Origin of the sequence: Thioalkalivibrio sp. ALE11 (assembly GCF_000381205.1) — a bacterium.
Taxonomy (GTDB): domain Bacteria; phylum Pseudomonadota; class Gammaproteobacteria; order Ectothiorhodospirales; family Ectothiorhodospiraceae; genus Thioalkalivibrio.
The window spans coordinates 37,199-52,632 of record NZ_KB906164.1; the positions used below are offsets into that span (position 1 = coordinate 37,199).

General features: G+C 70.1%; 17 protein-coding genes. 6 read left to right on the forward strand and 11 right to left on the reverse strand.

Annotation, left to right across the window (positions count from 1 at the left end):
* Nucleotides 1-11 precede the first annotated feature (11 nt).
* The 7 genes from F620_RS0100220 to F620_RS0100250 all read right to left on the reverse strand — a co-directional run bounded on the left by F620_RS0100220 (nucleotide 12) and on the right by F620_RS0100250 (nucleotide 6,864).
* Nucleotides 12-1,055, reverse strand: a complete 1,044-nt coding sequence (locus F620_RS0100220) for a SpoIIE family protein phosphatase (RefSeq protein ID WP_019569054.1) — start codon at nucleotides 1,053-1,055, stop codon at nucleotides 12-14.
* Nucleotides 1,052-2,032 carry a diguanylate cyclase gene (locus F620_RS0100225; protein WP_019021161.1) on the reverse strand — a complete coding sequence of 327 codons (981 nt, stop codon included), beginning with the start codon at nucleotides 2,030-2,032 and terminating at the stop codon, nucleotides 1,052-1,054. Before F620_RS0100225 ends, F620_RS0100220 begins: the two co-directional genes overlap by 4 nt.
* A gap of 95 nt (nucleotides 2,033-2,127) precedes the next feature.
* Nucleotides 2,128-2,607: a nucleoside deaminase gene (locus F620_RS0100230; protein WP_018869913.1), complete on the reverse strand. Its 480-nt coding sequence runs from the start codon at nucleotides 2,605-2,607 to the stop codon at nucleotides 2,128-2,130.
* A 4-nt stretch (nucleotides 2,608-2,611) separates the two neighbouring features.
* Nucleotides 2,612-3,322 (reverse strand): DsbC family protein, encoded by a 711-nt coding sequence (locus tag F620_RS0100235; RefSeq protein ID WP_019569055.1) that lies wholly within the window; start codon nucleotides 3,320-3,322, stop codon nucleotides 2,612-2,614.
* A gap of 63 nt (nucleotides 3,323-3,385) precedes the next feature.
* Nucleotides 3,386-4,306: a site-specific tyrosine recombinase XerD gene (gene xerD, locus F620_RS0100240; RefSeq protein WP_019569056.1), complete on the reverse strand. Its 921-nt coding sequence runs from the start codon at nucleotides 4,304-4,306 to the stop codon at nucleotides 3,386-3,388.
* Nucleotides 4,307-4,330: 24 nt separating this feature from the next.
* Nucleotides 4,331-5,266 (reverse strand): slipin family protein, encoded by a 936-nt coding sequence (locus tag F620_RS0100245; RefSeq protein ID WP_231364966.1) that lies wholly within the window; start codon nucleotides 5,264-5,266, stop codon nucleotides 4,331-4,333.
* A gap of 68 nt (nucleotides 5,267-5,334) precedes the next feature.
* Nucleotides 5,335-6,864, reverse strand: a complete 1,530-nt coding sequence (locus F620_RS0100250) for a nodulation protein NfeD (RefSeq protein ID WP_019569057.1) — start codon at nucleotides 6,862-6,864, stop codon at nucleotides 5,335-5,337.
* A 78-nt stretch (nucleotides 6,865-6,942) separates the two neighbouring features.
* Between F620_RS0100250 and mobA the strand changes: the two genes are divergently transcribed.
* The 3 genes from mobA to glp all read left to right on the forward strand — a co-directional run bounded on the left by mobA (nucleotide 6,943) and on the right by glp (nucleotide 9,476).
* On the forward strand, nucleotides 6,943-7,551 hold the full coding sequence (gene mobA, locus F620_RS0100255; RefSeq protein ID WP_019569058.1) for a molybdenum cofactor guanylyltransferase MobA: 609 nt from the start codon (nucleotides 6,943-6,945) through the stop codon (nucleotides 7,549-7,551).
* A gap of 112 nt (nucleotides 7,552-7,663) precedes the next feature.
* Nucleotides 7,664-8,212 carry a molybdopterin-guanine dinucleotide biosynthesis protein B gene (gene mobB / locus F620_RS0100260; RefSeq protein WP_018869919.1) on the forward strand — a complete coding sequence of 183 codons (549 nt, stop codon included), beginning with the start codon at nucleotides 7,664-7,666 and terminating at the stop codon, nucleotides 8,210-8,212.
* A 22-nt stretch (nucleotides 8,213-8,234) separates the two neighbouring features.
* Nucleotides 8,235-9,476, forward strand: a complete 1,242-nt coding sequence (gene glp, locus F620_RS0100265; RefSeq protein ID WP_019569059.1) for a gephyrin-like molybdotransferase Glp — start codon at nucleotides 8,235-8,237, stop codon at nucleotides 9,474-9,476.
* Nucleotides 9,477-9,513: 37 nt separating this feature from the next.
* On the opposite strand, the gene F620_RS0100270 is transcribed toward glp, so the two are convergent.
* Nucleotides 9,514-9,891 (reverse strand): PilZ domain-containing protein, encoded by a 378-nt coding sequence (locus F620_RS0100270; protein WP_018869921.1) that lies wholly within the window; start codon nucleotides 9,889-9,891, stop codon nucleotides 9,514-9,516.
* A gap of 45 nt (nucleotides 9,892-9,936) precedes the next feature.
* Between F620_RS0100270 and F620_RS0100275 the strand changes: the two genes are divergently transcribed.
* Nucleotides 9,937-10,494 carry an RDD family protein gene (locus tag F620_RS0100275; protein ID WP_019569060.1) on the forward strand — a complete coding sequence of 186 codons (558 nt, stop codon included), beginning with the start codon at nucleotides 9,937-9,939 and terminating at the stop codon, nucleotides 10,492-10,494.
* Between the two features lie 32 nt (nucleotides 10,495-10,526).
* Here the strand turns inward: F620_RS0100275 and F620_RS0100280 are convergent, their stop codons facing one another.
* From F620_RS0100280 to lptF, 3 genes are read right to left on the reverse strand one after another with little or no spacing between them, the layout of a single operon-like run.
* Nucleotides 10,527-11,207 carry a GDSL-type esterase/lipase family protein gene (locus F620_RS0100280; protein ID WP_038030301.1) on the reverse strand — a complete coding sequence of 227 codons (681 nt, stop codon included), beginning with the start codon at nucleotides 11,205-11,207 and terminating at the stop codon, nucleotides 10,527-10,529.
* A gap of 36 nt (nucleotides 11,208-11,243) precedes the next feature.
* Nucleotides 11,244-12,308 carry an LPS export ABC transporter permease LptG gene (lptG, locus tag F620_RS0100285; RefSeq protein ID WP_018869923.1) on the reverse strand — a complete coding sequence of 355 codons (1,065 nt, stop codon included), beginning with the start codon at nucleotides 12,306-12,308 and terminating at the stop codon, nucleotides 11,244-11,246.
* Nucleotides 12,305-13,417, reverse strand: coding sequence for an LPS export ABC transporter permease LptF (gene lptF / locus F620_RS0100290; protein WP_018869924.1), 1,113 nt, complete (start codon nucleotides 13,415-13,417; stop codon nucleotides 12,305-12,307). The genes lptG and lptF overlap by 4 nt, the downstream gene beginning before the upstream one ends.
* Nucleotides 13,418-13,514: 97 nt before the next feature.
* On the opposite strand from lptF, the gene F620_RS0100295 reads away from it, so the two are divergent.
* Both F620_RS0100295 and F620_RS0100300 read left to right on the forward strand, forming a co-directional pair.
* The gene (locus F620_RS0100295; RefSeq protein WP_018869925.1) at nucleotides 13,515-14,993 is read left to right on the forward strand and encodes a leucyl aminopeptidase; all 1,479 of its coding nucleotides are present in this window, start codon (nucleotides 13,515-13,517) and stop codon (nucleotides 14,991-14,993) included.
* Nucleotides 14,994-15,006: 13 nt separating this feature from the next.
* Nucleotides 15,007-15,426 (forward strand): DNA polymerase III subunit chi, encoded by a 420-nt coding sequence (locus F620_RS0100300; protein WP_019569062.1) that lies wholly within the window; start codon nucleotides 15,007-15,009, stop codon nucleotides 15,424-15,426.
* Nucleotides 15,427-15,434: the final 8 nt, after the last annotated feature.

Here is a 15,434-nt window from a genome sequence, read left to right on the forward strand (position 1 = left end):
ATGACCTGCCGTCAAAGGCGGATGACCAGCAGCGACTTGTCATCGTTGCTGCGCCCCAGCACCTGGCCCAGCACCAGCGCCAGCAGCTGCGGATGCCGGCGCCACAGGCCGGGAAAGCTCGCCAGGCTCCAGTTGCGCCGGATACCGTCCGAGGCCGTGATCACCAGCGCATGCGGGGGGAGGTCCAGCCGGAGCTCCTCGCAGCTACGATGATCATGCCCGAGAATGCCCGGCGCCATCTCCAGGCCGCGCCGCTCACCTTCGCTCACGACCCACGCGTTCATGTCGCCCACGCCGCATACCCGAACGCTGCGCTGTGCAGCCGCGACCTCGCCGACAATCCCCACCGCCCCGCGCGAGCCGCGCAGGTTGCGGCTCAGCTCGCGCAGCACGTCGGCGGGCGATTCGCCCGCGGCGCCGGGCCGGCAACGTCCGGCCACCGCGGTTTCGGCCTCGATCCCGTGTCCCAGGCCGTCCATGTGGACCCAGCGCAGCCCGCTCCGATCGACATCCAGCCCGGCACAATCCCCGTTGTGCGGGGCATCGTGCAACGCGCGCAGATAGCGCCCGAAACTCGGTCCGGCCTCGTCCTCGCCGGTTTCTCCGGGACGGAAACGCGCCCATGCGGCGGTCCCCTGCCACGGAGTGCCGGCGGCCTGCGCGGCAGGGATGCTGTAGAAATCGGACGCGTCGGCCAGACGCCGCACGGTGCCCAGGCCCTTGCCCAGGGTCCCCGAGGTGGTGTGGCCGTCGGCGAGGGCCTGGTTCAGGTCCGCGATCCCCGGACCGAAATCCATCGCGAACAGGTCGAGCGCGGGTTCCGGCGAGCGCTGCTCCCAGATCTGCACCAGTCCGGTCCCGCGCGCGTATTTCACCTGGTTGGTCACGAGCTCCTGGCAGACCAGCAGCATGCGCTCGCGCTTGATCTCGCCGAAGCCCAGGCGCCGCGCCACGGTCTTCAGCCGCGACTGCAGCAGGACCTGCCCGCCGGCGCGCGCCGCCGCCTGCTCGCTCAGCAGGGCATACGGCTGACGCGCGGGCGGTGCGGCGCTCACGCGCGGGCTCCGAGGCCCGCGGCCGCCGGTGCGTCGGGGGCCTCGAGCTCGAGTTCGGTCGCGACCTGCCCGCGCCCCCGATGCTTGGCCAGATACAGTGCCGCATCGGTGCGCGCCACCAGATCCTCCGGCGCGTCACCGTCCGCCCGCTGCCCCACGCCGATGCTGACCCGGCCCTCCATCGCCGCGAGCACGCGCTGCGCCACGCCGGCTGCCGCGTCGCGGTCACCGAATACGATAATGGCGAACTCGTCGCCCCCGGTGCGGCAGGGGAGGTCCACGTGTTCGCGAATGGCCGCACGCATGGCATCGGCCATGCCACGCAGGTAATCATCCCCGAACTGATGGCCGTGGGTATCGTTCATCTGCTTGAAGAAGTCGAGATCAAGCAGCACCAGGCTCAGCGGTTCATCCTGGCGGGCGCAGTGCAGCAGGGACTCTTCCAGGCGGGCATCGAAGGCGCCACGGTTGAACAGACCGGTCAGGCTGTCCGTCTCGGCTTCGCGGATCGAGCGCTGGAGCTCGGCCTTCTTGCGTTCCAGATCGGCCTCGAGTTCGGCCATCTCGGCCGCCGCCCGCTCGCGGGCGCGTTCCAGTTCGGCGGCGAAGCGGGCATTGCGTCGGCGCAGGAGCTCGGGATCAGTGGATTCGGAACCCCGGCGCAGGCGCTGTGACAGGGCCTCGAGCGAAGCTTCGGAGGGGTCTTCGGGGACACGATCGAGGTGTTCGCGGCGCGCGCGTCCCCCCGCCTCTTCCCAATACAGGGCGAGTTCTCGCCCGTGGGCCACCAGCGCCACCTGCAGCCCGCCCTCCACATTGGCGGCAGCCTCGCGCAGCGCGTGCAGAAGGACATCGAGACGGGCGGTGGCGCGGAACGGGCTGCCGCCCAGGGCCACCACGGCGTCCAGGGCGAAACGCGCAAGCCGGCGCCGATCGGGCTCCACACAAACCGACAGTTCCAGCAGACGCTTCTCCATGCCGCCCCACTCCCTGTTCCGTGCCCGGATTGTGCCCCAGTCCGGGCGTCACGTCATGCACCGACGGCCGGGCCCGGCCGGGACCCGCCGCACATTCAGTACAAGCGGCGGTTGGCGTGGCGTTCCCAGTAGTCGAAGACCGCCCGCCCCTCCTCGGCCAGGGTTCGGATCAGCGGCAGACGGCGCGCCTCGGGGGGTGCCACCAGTTCGTCGCGGATCCGCTCGTCGTCAAACCCGGCCGCGGCCGCATCCGCGGCCGAGGCGGCATGCACCACCCGGTCCAGCCGGGCCCAGCAGGCCGCCGCACGACACATCGGACAGGGTTCGCAGGACACGTATAGGGTCGCCCCGTAGAGACGGTGATCCCCGAGATGACGGCAGGCATCACGGATCGCCGCCACCTCGGCATGCGCGGTGGGATCCTGCCACGGGATCACGCGGTTCGCCCCGCGGCCGACGATCTCGCCGTCGCGCACCACCAGGGCGCCAAACGGACCGCCGCCGACATCCACGGACTCCCGCGCCAGACGGATGGCCTCGCGCAGAAAGAAGGCGTCGTCGGCGGCCACGCTCATGGGGTCAGTCGCCCAGCACCCGGGACAGCACCTCTTCCGGCTCGACGTAGCCGGCGAGCATCTCGCCGTTTTCGGTGAACAGGGCCGGGGTGCCGCGCACGCCCAGGCTCTGCCCCAGCTGCATGTGCTCGTCCTGCGGGGTGGCGCAGCCGCCGTCCAGGTCCCTCAGCTTGTCCCCCTCCTTGGAACGGTCCATGGCCGCCTGGCGGTCATCGGCGCACCAGGTACGGTTCATGATCTCCGGCGAATCGCGGCCAAGCACCGGGAACATCAGGTAGCGCACCTTGACGCCGGCTTCCAGGTATTCCGGCAGATCCGCGTGAATGTCGCGGCAGTACGGGCAGTTGGGATCGGTGAAGATGTTCAGCACCGCGCGGGTCTCGCCGTTCGGTTCGTAGACCACCAGTTCGCTGTCGTCGATGGCTGCGAACAGCTCGGCGCGCGCACCGCCCTTCGCCTGCTCCGTGAGGTTCTCGCGGGTCTGCAGGTCGATCAGGCTGCCCTGCATCACGTAACGGCCGTCCTCGCTGACGTAGAAGATCTCGGTGCCGTAGCGGACCTCCTTGATCCCGTCGAGGGGAGTGGAATGAATGGAATCGATCTCGGCATCGGGGATGGCCTGCGACATCGCCTGCTCGATCGCCTCGCTGGCCTGGGCCGTGGTGCCGACGGCCGCCAGGGCGACCGCTAAGGGAAGAACGCGCTTGAGGAACATGGGGGTCTCGCTGATGAATCAAAACGTGGATTGTAGGCCGGTTGCCTTCCGGGGGACAGACGGCTAACCCCGGGGGTGGTGTTCCGCATGCAGCGCCTGCAGCCGCGCGCGCGCCACATGGGTATAGATCTGGGTCGTGGACAGGCTGCTGTGGCCCAGCAGCATCTGCACCACCCGCAGGTCGGCGCCGTGGTCCAGCAGGTGGGTGGCGAACGCATGCCGCAGGGTATGCGGCGACAGCGCCGTGTCGATACCGGCCCGCGCCGCATGCGCCTTGATGCGGTACCAGAAGGCCTGGCGCGTGAGCCCGCGGCCGCGCCGGGTCACGAACAGCGCCTCCACCGGCGGGTGCCCCGCCATCAGCTCGGGGCGCGCGCGGTCGAGATACGCCGCCAGCCAGTCGGTCGCCACCTCGCCCAGCGGCACCAGGCGCTCGCGTCCGCCCTTGCCGATGATGCGCACCACGCCCTGCCGGGTATTCACCGCCGTGCCTTCCAGCCCGACGAGTTCGGAGACCCGCAAACCGGCCGCGTACATCATCTCCAGCATCGCCCGGTCACGCAGTCCCACGGCCGTGGCGGTGTCCGGCGCCGCCAGCAGCGCCTCCACCTGCGCCTCCGACAGCCCGGCCGGCAGGGGCCGTCCGGGCCGCGGTGGATCGATGCCGGCCGAGGGGTCGTCCTCGCGCTCGCCCGCCTGTACCAGAAAACGATAGAAGCGGCGGATCGAGGACAGCGCCCGGGCCACCGAGCGCGGCCGCGCCCCGCCCTGCATGCGGGCGGCGACAAAGGCCAGCAGGTCGGCATGGGTCGCGGCCTCCAGTGCCCCGTCCCGCGCCGCCAGGAAACCCGCCAGCGCGCTCAGATCGCGCCGGTAGGCCGCCAGGGTGCGGTCGGCCAGGCCTTCCACCGCCCACAGCTCGTCCAGGAACCGGTCGAGGACCGCGGGGAGCTCCGCGGCCGTCTCCGGCGTCTCCGTCGCCATGCCGGACGAACGCCCGCGGACCGATCAGGAGCTGGCCGGGCCCCCGGACGTCGGACCGCGGCCGGTATCGGATGCCCCGCCCGCATCCTCCTCCGCGCCGGAGGTGTCGCCGGTCACGCCGGAACCGGAGGAGGAATCCTTCGTCCCCATCCCCGCTGCAGCCGCGGCGGCGCTCAGCGGGTTCTCGGGATTCTCCGCGCGGAACTTGCCCGCCAGGTTCTCGAACACCTTGGTCAGCTCCAGCGGCAGCGGGAAGAAGATGGTGTTCGCATGCCCGTTGGTGGACATGTCCGACATGGTCTGCATGTAGCGCAGCTGCAGCGCAGCCGGGCTGGCCTCCATGATCTGCGAGGCCTGCACCAGCTTCTCGGCCGCCTGCAGCTCGCCCTCGGCGTGGATCACCTTGGCGCGGCGTTCGCGCTCGGCCTCGGCCTGGCGGGCGATCGCGCGGATCATCGAGTCATCCAGATCCACATGCTTGATCTCGACGTTGGTAACCTTGATGCCCCAGGCGTCGGTCTGCGCGTCGAGGATCGACTGGATATCGGAATTCAGCTTGTCGCGCTCGGACAGCATCTCGTCCAGCTCGTGCTTGCCGAGCACCGAACGCAGAGTGGTCTGGGCCAGCTGGCTGGTAGCGGCGTAGTAGTCCTCGACCTGGATCACCGACTTGGCCGAATCCACCACGCGGAAATACAGCACTGCGTTGACCCGCACGGTCACGTTGTCCTGCGAGATCACGTCCTGGCTCGGGACGTCCAGCGTGATCACGCGCAGGTCGATGCGCACCATCTGCTGGATCCCGGGGATCACGATGATCAGGCCCGGCCCCTTGACCGACTGGAAGCGCCCGAGAAAGAACACGACGCCACGTTCGTACTCGCGCAGGACACGGATCGACATCGCGATCAGGGCGATGATGATCACCAGCGGTACGACGATAAAACCGAAATCGTTCAGCATGTTGCGCTCCTTCCCGCCGAATCGGCGGCTTGCTTCATGTGCCGGCCGCGCGGGGGCGGCCCGCGCTACGCCGGGCCGCTGCCCGCGGCCCGCTCGTCCTGTTCCACCGGCTCCACGGTCAGGCGCAGGCCGTCGATCGCGGTCACCCGCACGGCCTGCCCCTCGCGTACCGGCGCGGTGGTCTCGGCGGTCCACAACTCGCTGTGCACCCACACCGGGCCGCGCACCTCGAAGTCTTCGCGGGCGTGGCCGAGCATGCCGATCATTTCTTCATGGCCGGTGGCCGGCTTCTTGCCGCGCAGCTTGAACAGCCGCCCCAGCACCCAGACCGACACCAGCCCGATGGCAATGGCCGTGCCGACCACCAGCGGCAGGGCCACGTTCAGATTGGGGTCGTCCCACAGGATCACGGAACCGGTTATGAATGCCACGAGCCCTCCTATGCCCAGCGCGCCGAAGCTGGGCACGAAGGCCTCGGCGATCATGAAGATCATCCCCAGCAGCATCAGCGCCAGTCCGGCGTAGTTGATCGGCATCACCTGCAGGGCGAAGAACGCCAGGATCAGCGCGATGGAGCCGATCACACCGGGGTAGACCGCGCCCGGATTCGCCAGTTCGAAGATGATGCCGTAGATCCCGATCAGCATCAGGATGTAGGCGATGTTGGGGTTGGTGATCAGCGACAGCAGCTCGGTGCGCCAGTCGGGATCCATGCGCACGATCTCGATGCCCTCGGTCACCAGTTCGCGTTCACCCGACATCAGCTTCACGGTATGCCCGTCGAGCTGCGCCAGCAGATCGTCCAGGTTGTCGGCGACGAAATCGATGACGTTCTTTTCCAGCGCCGCGGTGGCGGTCAGGTTGGAGCCCTCGCGCACCGTCTCCTCGGCCCAGTCGGCATTGCGGTCGTAGCGCTCGGCCAGACCGCGGATGTAGGACACCGCGTCCTCCAGCACCTTGCGCTCCATCGCATCGTCCCCGCGGCGGGGCTCGGGGTCGTCGTCCAGCAGCTCTTCCTCGGTGGCCGGCTCGACGGCGTCCTCGCCGTTGTCCCGCTCCTCGCCGCCGTTCCCGTTCCCGCTCCCGTTCTCGGCTTCGGCCTCGTCTTCCGCTTCCTCGCGCAGCTCGTCCAGGTCTTCCTCGTCCATGCCGGGCAGGCCGCCCCCGCCCATCTGCACGGGGGTTGCCGAGCCCAGATTGGTCGCCGGCGTCATCGCCGCGACATGCGAGCCGTAGAGCATGTAGGTTCCGGCACTGGCGGCCCGCGCGCCGGCGGGGTGCACATAGGTCACCACCGGCACTTCGGACTGCAGCATGTGCTTGATGATGCTGCGCATGCTGGAGTCCAGCCCGCCCGGGGTATCCAGCTGCAGCACGACCATCTCGGCACCGCGCTCCTCGGCGGCATCGATCCCGCGCGTGATGTAATCTACGGTCGCCGGACCGATGGCCCCGTCCACGGTCAGGAGCACGGCTTCGCGGTCGCCACCGTTATCGGCGCTGGCCAGCAGCGCGCCGGCCGTGCCGACCACCAGCAGCGCCAGCCACAGGAGCCAGCGGGCCGCGGCACCGCGTTGGTTACGGAATCGGATCATGGATCGCTGTCGTCCTCGTATCGTGTCGGCCACGCATCCTGCACCCTACAACATAGGCCATTGCGCAAACGAACGCCCATGCCGCAGGACTCCCGCCAGACTCCACCCGCCGCCCCGGAGCGCCCGCCGCTGGGGGTCATCCTCGCCGGCGGTCAGGGCCGGCGCATGGGCGGCTGCAACAAGGCGTGGCTCGAATACCGGGGCCGGCCGCTGATCGAACATGCCGTCGAGCGTCTGCAGGGACAGGTCGATGGCATCGTCGTCAGCACTAATACCGAAATGGACCGTTGCGCGCGGCTGGGGTTTCCCTGTGTCGCCGACGAACATCCCGATTACCGCGGCCCGCTGGCCGGCATTGCCGCGGTCGGTGCCGCCCGACCCGGCCGCGACCTGCTGTGCGTCCCCGTGGATGCCCCGAGCGCCCCGCACGACCTCGGCCCCCGCCTGCAGGCGGCGCGGGCCGAACACGCCGCCCCCGCGGCGATGGCCCACGACGGCCGGCGCCTGCAGCCGCTGTTCCTGCTGCTGGGTGCCGGACTGGTGCCCGCCCTGCGCGCCGCGATCGCGGCGGGCCCCCTGCCCGCCGGCGCCTGGCTGCGCGAACACGGCGCCGTGACCGCCGACTTCTCCGATTGCCCCGAGGCCTTCGCCAACCTCAACACCCCCGAAGATCTCGCCCCGCGGTGACCCCGGGAACTTACTGCGCCCCGCAACCGGCGTGTAGATTGGCGGCCGATTCCTTACACTCCCCGACGACCGGTACCACACCGGGCCGTCGCCACCAGGGAGAGGAACCGTCATGAGCCACCCGGACAACACGCTGCCGCGCATCGGCTTTGCCGCCTGGAGCGGCTCGGGCAAGACCACACTGCTGAAGCAGCTGATTCCGGAGCTGCGCAACCGCGGCCTGCGCCCCGCCGTGATCAAGCATGCCCACCACGAGTTCGACGTGGACAAGCCGGGCAAGGACAGCTACGAGCTGCGTCACTCGGGGGCCGACCAGACCCTGGTGGCCTCGTCCCGGCGCTTCGCCCTGATGGTGGAGACGCCCGAGATCGAGGAAGGGGCGACCCCCGACCTCGACGCCCTGTGCGCGAAACTGGATCCGGCGCGCTCGGACCTGATCCTGGTGGAGGGCTTCAAGAACGCCGACCTGCCGCGCATCGAGGTCTACCGCAAGGCCAACGACAAGCCACCGCTGTACCCCGACACACCGGGGGTGGTCGCAGTGGCCACCGACGCCGGCGGGCTGCCCTTCCATGGCCCGGTGCTGCCGCTGGACGACCCCTCGCCGGTGGCGGACTTCATCATCGAACACCTTTCCCTTTACCCGTTATTGAACGGCTGACAGATGACAACGGAGGAACCGGATGAACGCGGCCGCCTGTGACGAATTCGACCCCACCGCCCTCACCGTGGAACAGGCGCGCGCCGCCGTGCTGGAGGCCTGCCGGGCGGTTGCCGAGACGCGCACGCGCAGTCTGGAGACGGCCACCGGACGGGTTCTCGCCGCGGACGTGCATGCCCGGCTGGACGTCCCTCCGGCCCGGGTCTCGGCGATGGACGGCTACGCCCTGCGCGCCGCCGATGCCCGCGAGGCCGGCTCGCGCCTGCGCCGGGTCGGCCAGGCGGCCGCCGGGCACCCGTGGGACGAACCGCTGCCACCCGGCGGGTGCGTGCGCATCATGACCGGGGCCGTGGTCCCGGACGAAGCCGACACCGTCGTCATGCAGGAGCACGTGACGGTGGATGGCGACATGGTGCAGTTCGACCGCCCGGCCCCCGAGGACGCGAACATCCGCGGTCCCGGCGAGGATACCCGCAGCGGCGAGCGGCTCTACCCTGCCGGACAGGTCCTGGGCCCGGCCGAGATCGGGGTGCTCGCCAGCCAGGGCATCAGTGAGGTCGAGGTCCTGCGCAAGCCGCGCGTGGTGTTCTTCTCCACGGGCGACGAGCTGGTGCCGGTGGACGAACCGCTGGAACCCGGGCAGATCCACGACAGCAACCGGCACATGCTGCGTTCCCTGCTGTCGCGCTACGCGGTCAAGGCCCGCGACTACGGCGTCATTCCCGACGACGAGGACGCCGTGCGCGAGGCCCTGGAATCCGCGGGCCGCGAGGCCGATCTGATCCTGACCACGGGCGGGGTCTCGGTGGGTGATGCCGACTACATCACCCGCATCCTGCAGGAGCGCGGCGAGGTCGGCTTCTGGAAGATCGCGATGAAGCCCGGGCGTCCGCTGGCCTTCGGCCGCTTCGGCCAGGCGCGGTTCATCGGGCTGCCGGGCAACCCGGTCTCGGCGATGGCGACGTTCGGCCTGTTCGTCGGCCCGGCGCTGCGCAGTCTGGCTGGCCTGCCGGTGGGCGAACCGCGCACCCTGCGCGCACGGCTGTGCGAGGATCTGCGCAAGCGGCCGGGGCGCACGGATTATCAGCGGGCGATCGTGGAGACCGAGGACGGCGTGGACGTGGTGCGCAGCGCCGGGGGACAGGGATCGCATCAGCTGAGCGCGATGAGCCGGGCGAATGCCTTCGTGGTACTGCCGCGGGAGGCGGACGGCGCACGCGCCGGGGAGTGGGTGGAGGTACTGCCGTTCAGCGAGCTCTACTGAGCCCCCCGGGTTCAGGGCCCGGGATCAGGGCCCGGGATCAACTGCCCGGGTCATCCTCGCCCGGCGGCTCGGCGACCATGGCGGCGAACTCACGCTCCAGCAGTGCCTCGTCGCCCAGGTTCAGCTCCACCAGGCGCCGCAGGTGCCCGGCGGATTCCAGCGGCATGGCGGCGATCTCCAGCCCCAGCCGCTCGCCCTGCTGCCAGCGCACCTTGCCCTCGAACGCGATGCGGGCCTCGTCACTGAGCGGGATGTCCACCTGACCGGGCGTGCCCGGGGCGAGCGGTTCGAGCCCCTCGCATTCCACCAGCACTCCACGCAACGAGATGTCGAGCACGCGCACCGGGCATGTCCGGCCATCCAGCTCGAGCCGGGCCGGAAATTCGAGCGGGATACGTTGAAACCGTCGCGACATACCGCAAGACTACGCAATCTTCCGCGCAGTGACCAGCGAGACCCCATGAACGACATCCCCGCTCCCGAACGCGACTCCCGCCCCGTCGGCCTGCTGCTGCGCTTCGGCGCACTGCTCTACGACAGCCTGCTGGTGCTGGCCATCTGGCTGGTGCTGGGGCTGGTGACCCTGCCGTTGTGGAACCTGCTGGACGTGTTCTTCTGGCAGGTCCAGCTCACCCTCAACATCTTCGCCGCCTGGGCCTTTTTCTACGGCTTCTGGCGCCGGACCGGACAGACCCTCGGGATGCAGACCTGGAACCTGGTGGTGCGCAGCGAGGATGGCAGCCGGATCACCTCCTGGCAGGCCACGCTGCGTTTTCTGGTGGGGATCTCGCAGTGGATGATCATCCTGATGGCGATCCATCTGGCGCGCGAGCACGGCGACTGGATGACCGCGCTGATGACCGCCCTGGGCGTTCTCGCCCTGGGCGCCAGCGCCCTGCACCCGCAGCGCTGGATGCTGCACGACTGGCTGTCCTCCACCGTGCTGATGCGCACGCGGCCGCTCAAGCGTCCGCGCTGGAAGGAAAACCAGGAAGAACGGGACTCCGGGGGCGGCTGATCGCGCGCGGTCACCCGCGCCCCGTCATCCGCTCACGGGGCTCGGCGTCCCAGCCACAGCCCGACCTCCATCAGCCCGTCGGCGATCTCCTCGGCCATGCGTGCATAGCCGTCCGCGTTCGGGTGGATGCGGTCCGCACGCAGATCCGCGTCGTTCAGCACCCCGGCCAGCACCCCCTCGATCAGTGGCACGTCCTCCTCGCGCGCCAGCTCGCGATAGATCGCGTCGTCACTGAGCCGCCCGGTAGCGGCCCCCAGGGCCGAGGCCTCGGGCACGCCGATCAGCAGCGGCTGCGCCCCGTGGTCGCGCACGTATCCGATCAGTACCCGCAGATCCTCCTTCACGTCCGCCGGCTGGCGCCCGCGCAGGAAGTCGTTGCCGCCGAGCTCGAGGATGACCAGATCCGGTTCATGTTCGACCAGGCTGTCCTCGATGCGCCCGCGTGCGGTATCCGCCCGATCGCCGGGCACACCGTCGTTGATGACGGCCCAGCCGGTGATCGCCTCCAGACGCGTCGGAAAGTCCTCGCCATCACCGGCGCCGGTTCCGTGGGTCACACTGTCCCCGAACACCAGCACCGTGGCCGAGCGCGGCAGCGGATCGAGATCGGTGGGCCCCGGGCTGCCACAGGCGGCCAGCATGCCGGCTACCAGCAGCAGCCACAGGAGTTGCCCCGCGCGCCCGGTCCGGGACGGTCTTCCGCCTGCTCTCATTGCGTCGTTCTCCCGTCGTCGATAATCCGCGTCACATCATGCCACGCGCCGCAGCCCCAGCAGCCCCGCCACCAGGAACAGCAGCACCGGCACACTGGCCGCCAGCACCGGCGGCAGCGCGAACACCAGTCCGACATGGGTCATCGCCCGCATCACGATCGCGAACGACACCCCGATCGCGATCCCCACGAACAGCCGACGCCCGGCCCCGCCTTCGCGCTGCGACCCGAACAGGAACGGGATCGCCAGCAGCAGCATCACCCAGGTCGAGGCCGGCAGGGTCAGGCGCTGCCAGAAGGCCACCTCGTAGGGCGCCGAATCCAGACGGTTTTCCTGCAGGTACTGGATGTAACGATGCAGGTCGCGCGCTCCCATCTGCGCGGGTTCCACCACCAGCACCGAGAAGTACTCCGGGGCGATCAGACGCTCCACGCGTTCCTCCTCGACATGTTCCGTCACTACCCCGTCGAAATCCGGGCGCGAGCGTTCCACGTCCTCCAGCCACCACTCGCCGTCCGTGTAACGCGCACCCGCGGCCCGGGTGATCACCCGCGGGCGCCGGTCCTCGCCCAGTTCGATCACGCGCACGCCCGCCAGCCGGTCATCCGGCAGCACGGCCTCGGCATGCACGATGCGCCGCCCGTCGCGCGCCCACAGCCCCATCGAGCCAACGCTCAGTTCGCGGTCGAAGGCGGTCGCCTTGAGGTTCTGCGCGCGGTTCTCCGCCACCGGCGCGACGAACTCGCCGATCGCGACCATCGCCAGCACCACGATCAGCCCGCCCTGCATGACCCAGCCGACGAACCGCCCGACGGTCATCCCGGCGGCGCGCATGGCCGTCAGCTCGCTGCCCGCCGCGAGGTTGCCCAGCAGCAGGAGACCACCGAGCAGCGCTGCCGGCGGCATCATCTCGTACATCCGCCGCGGCAGCGTCAGGGCCACGTACATCAGCGCCTGCGCCACGCCGTAATCGCCGCGGCCGATGTCCCGCAGCTCGTCGATCAGCGCGAACACCGCATCCAGCGCAACCAGCAGCAGCGCCGCCAGCGCGGTCCCCAGCAGCACCTGGCGGATGATGTAGCGCCCCAGGATCGTGGTCATGCCGGCTCCCCCGCCGGCGGGCCCGCACCCCGGCGCGGCCGACGCAGCAGGCCCTTGCGCCAGGCCAGCAGCAGCCACAGCACGAGCATCGCGCCGTGCGCCCACCACAGCCCCACGGCCACGGGCACCTGGCCGTCCGCCAGCTGCCCCTGCCCCAGGATCAGGAAGTTGGCATACAGCACGTACACCCCGATCGCCGCGGGGATGCGCGCGTAGCGCCCGCTGCGCGGCGGCACCAGCGACAGCGGCAGGGCGATCAGCGTCAGGACCACGATCGACAGCGGCATGGCGAAGCGCCACTCCAGCTCCGCACGCACCTCGTGGTCGTCCCGCTCGGCCCACAGCTCCGGCGTGGAGTGCGCCTCCAGGCTGCGCCGCTCGGCGCCCGGGTCGGGCTCGGTGATCTGCGTGCGCAGGCGTTCGAATTCCAGCATGCGGAAGGCCCCGCTGCCCGGGGTGCCGACGTAGCGGTAGCCGTCCTCCAGCACCAGGAAGCCGCTGCCCTCGGCACCGGGATCGGGGATCGCACGCGCGGCCACCGTGACCTGCGCCTCGCCGTCCACCTCGCGGTAGATGAAGACCTCCTCCAGCGCCTCGCGGTCATCGCTCAGGCGTTCGGCGAAGAACACCTGATCCCCCACGCGCGACTCCAGGAACTGCCCCGGCGCGATCCCCACCAGATCCGAGCGCTGGTCGGCGAGATCGCGCATGCGGTCCACCTCGCCCTCGGTCCAGGGCACCACGGTGTTCATCAGCGCCGCCAGCAGGATCGCCGCCGGTCCGGCGACCAGGAACAGGGCACGATAAAGCGCGGCGAACGACATCCCGCCCGACTGCAGCGCGATCAGTTCGCTGTCGCGCTGCATGCGGCCCAGCACCAGCATGAACCCCAGAAACAGCGCCACCGGCCACAGGTAGACGATGCCCTTGAACGCGCCGAAGCCCACCAGTGCCGGCAGGAAATCCGCCGGCACGCTGCCCTCGGCCACGTCCTGCAGCACCCGCGCGAGCACCCCGCCGACGATCACCAGCAGCAGCACCACGGTGACCGCCGCCTGGGTCACCAGGAGTTCGCGCGCAACGAAGCGCTCGGCCCGGCGCAGGATCATGCGCGGCCCGTATCCACGTCGCCGGTGTGCGTAGTGCGCCCCGGCGGCGCGCTGGTAGTATCACTGGAAAACATTCATTTCATCCCGCGAGGCGCCCATGCAATTCTCCGTCACCACCTCCGCCGTCGACAAACCCCGCGCCGGGATCCGCGCCGCCGCCGTCAGCCACCGGCGCAAGCCGGCCCCGGGCGCGCGGGTCCTGGATGAGGCCCGCGACGGCGACCTCGCGGCCCTGTTCAAGGCCGGCGAGATGGACGGCGACGCCGGCTCGCGCCTGCTGGTGCCCGGCGCCGGACGCAAGGGTTCCGCGCTGCTGATCGGCCTGGGCGCGAAGAAGGACTACGACGCCCGCGCTGCGCGCAAGGCCTGCCAGACCCTCGCTGCCGCGCTGGTGGAGCGCCCGGCCGACAGCGCGGTGATCGCGGTGGAGGACTTCGTCCCGCGCGGCAAGGACATCGCCTGGACCGTGCGCACCCTGATCACCGCCATCGGCGACGCCGCCTATCGCTTCTTCGAGTTCAAGGGCAAGGAAGAGACCCGCCCCGTCAAGCTCGAGAAGGTCCAGTTTGCCGTGGACCGCAGCCGCGCCGATGCGGCGAAGAAGGCCTGCAGCGAGGCCGCGGCCATCGTCACCGGCATGAACCGGGCGAAGGACCTCGGCAACACCCCGCCCAACGTCTGCTATCCCGAATCCCTCGCCGACACCGCCTGCCGGCTCGCCGAACAGTATGACCGTCTCGAGACCACCGTGCTCGACGAACACGAACTGGAGGCCCTGGGTGCCGGCGCCATCCTCGCCGTCGGTCAAGGGTCCGAGCGCCCGCCGCGCCTGATTGCGATGGAATACCGCGGCGGCAACAAGGACGATGCCCCGGTGGTGTTCGTCGGCAAGGGCATCACCTTTGACACCGGCGGCATCTCGCTGAAGCCGGGCGCCGAGATGGACGAGATGAAATACGACATGTGCGGCGCCGCCAGCGTGTTCGGGGTGATCGAGGCGGTATGCGAACTGGGCCTGCCGATCAACGTGGTCGGCGTGGTCACCAGCGCGGAGAACATGCCGGACGGCCGCGCCACCCGCCCCGGCGACATCATCCACACCCTGTCCGGGCAGACCGTCGAGATCCTGAATACCGACGCCGAGGGCCGTCTGGTGCTGGCCGACGCCCTGACCTGGGTGGAGCGCTACAAGCCAAAGGCGGTGATCGACATCGCCACCCTCACCGGCGCCTGCATCATCGCCCTGGGCCACCAGGGAGCCGCGCTGCTGGGCAACGACGACCGTCTGGTCCGGCAGCTGCAGCAGGCCGGCGAGGAAACCGGCGACCGCGGCTGGCAACTCCCGCTGTGGCCGGAGTACCAGGAACAGCTCAAGAGCAACTTCGCCGACATGGCCAACATCGGCGGCCGCCCGGCGGGCACCATCACCGCCGGCTGCTTCCTCTCGCGCTACACCGAGGACTACACCTGGGCGCACGTCGACATCGCCGGGGTGGCCTGGAAGAGCGGCAAGGAAAAGGGCGCGACCGGCCGCCCGGTCCCGATGCTGATGCAGTATCTGCTGGACCAGGCCTGAGGCTCGCCGGCACATGACCCGGGTCACCTTCTACCTGCTGCAGGATCCGCAGCCTGACGCGCGCCTGCGGCTGGCCTGCAAGCTGGCCGAAAAGGCCTCGCGCCAGGGCCACCGGGTCCACGTCCACACCGGGGACCCGGCCCTGACACAGAGCCTGGACGAATGGCTCTGGACCTTCCGTGACACCGCCTTCCTGCCCCACGCCACCGAGGTGGACGCCGCCGACGTGCCGGTGACCCTGCACGACTCCCGTGCCCCGACCACCCACTGCGACGTGCTGGTCAACCTGGCCGCCGAGGTCCCCGAATACTGCGGCCGTTTCGAGCGCGTGGCCGACATCGTCGGCGGCGACGACGCCGGCCGCGCCGCCGGTCGCGCCCGCTGGCGCTACTTCCGCGACCGCGGCTATCCGCTGGAACACCACGCCCTGTGAGCGCCGCC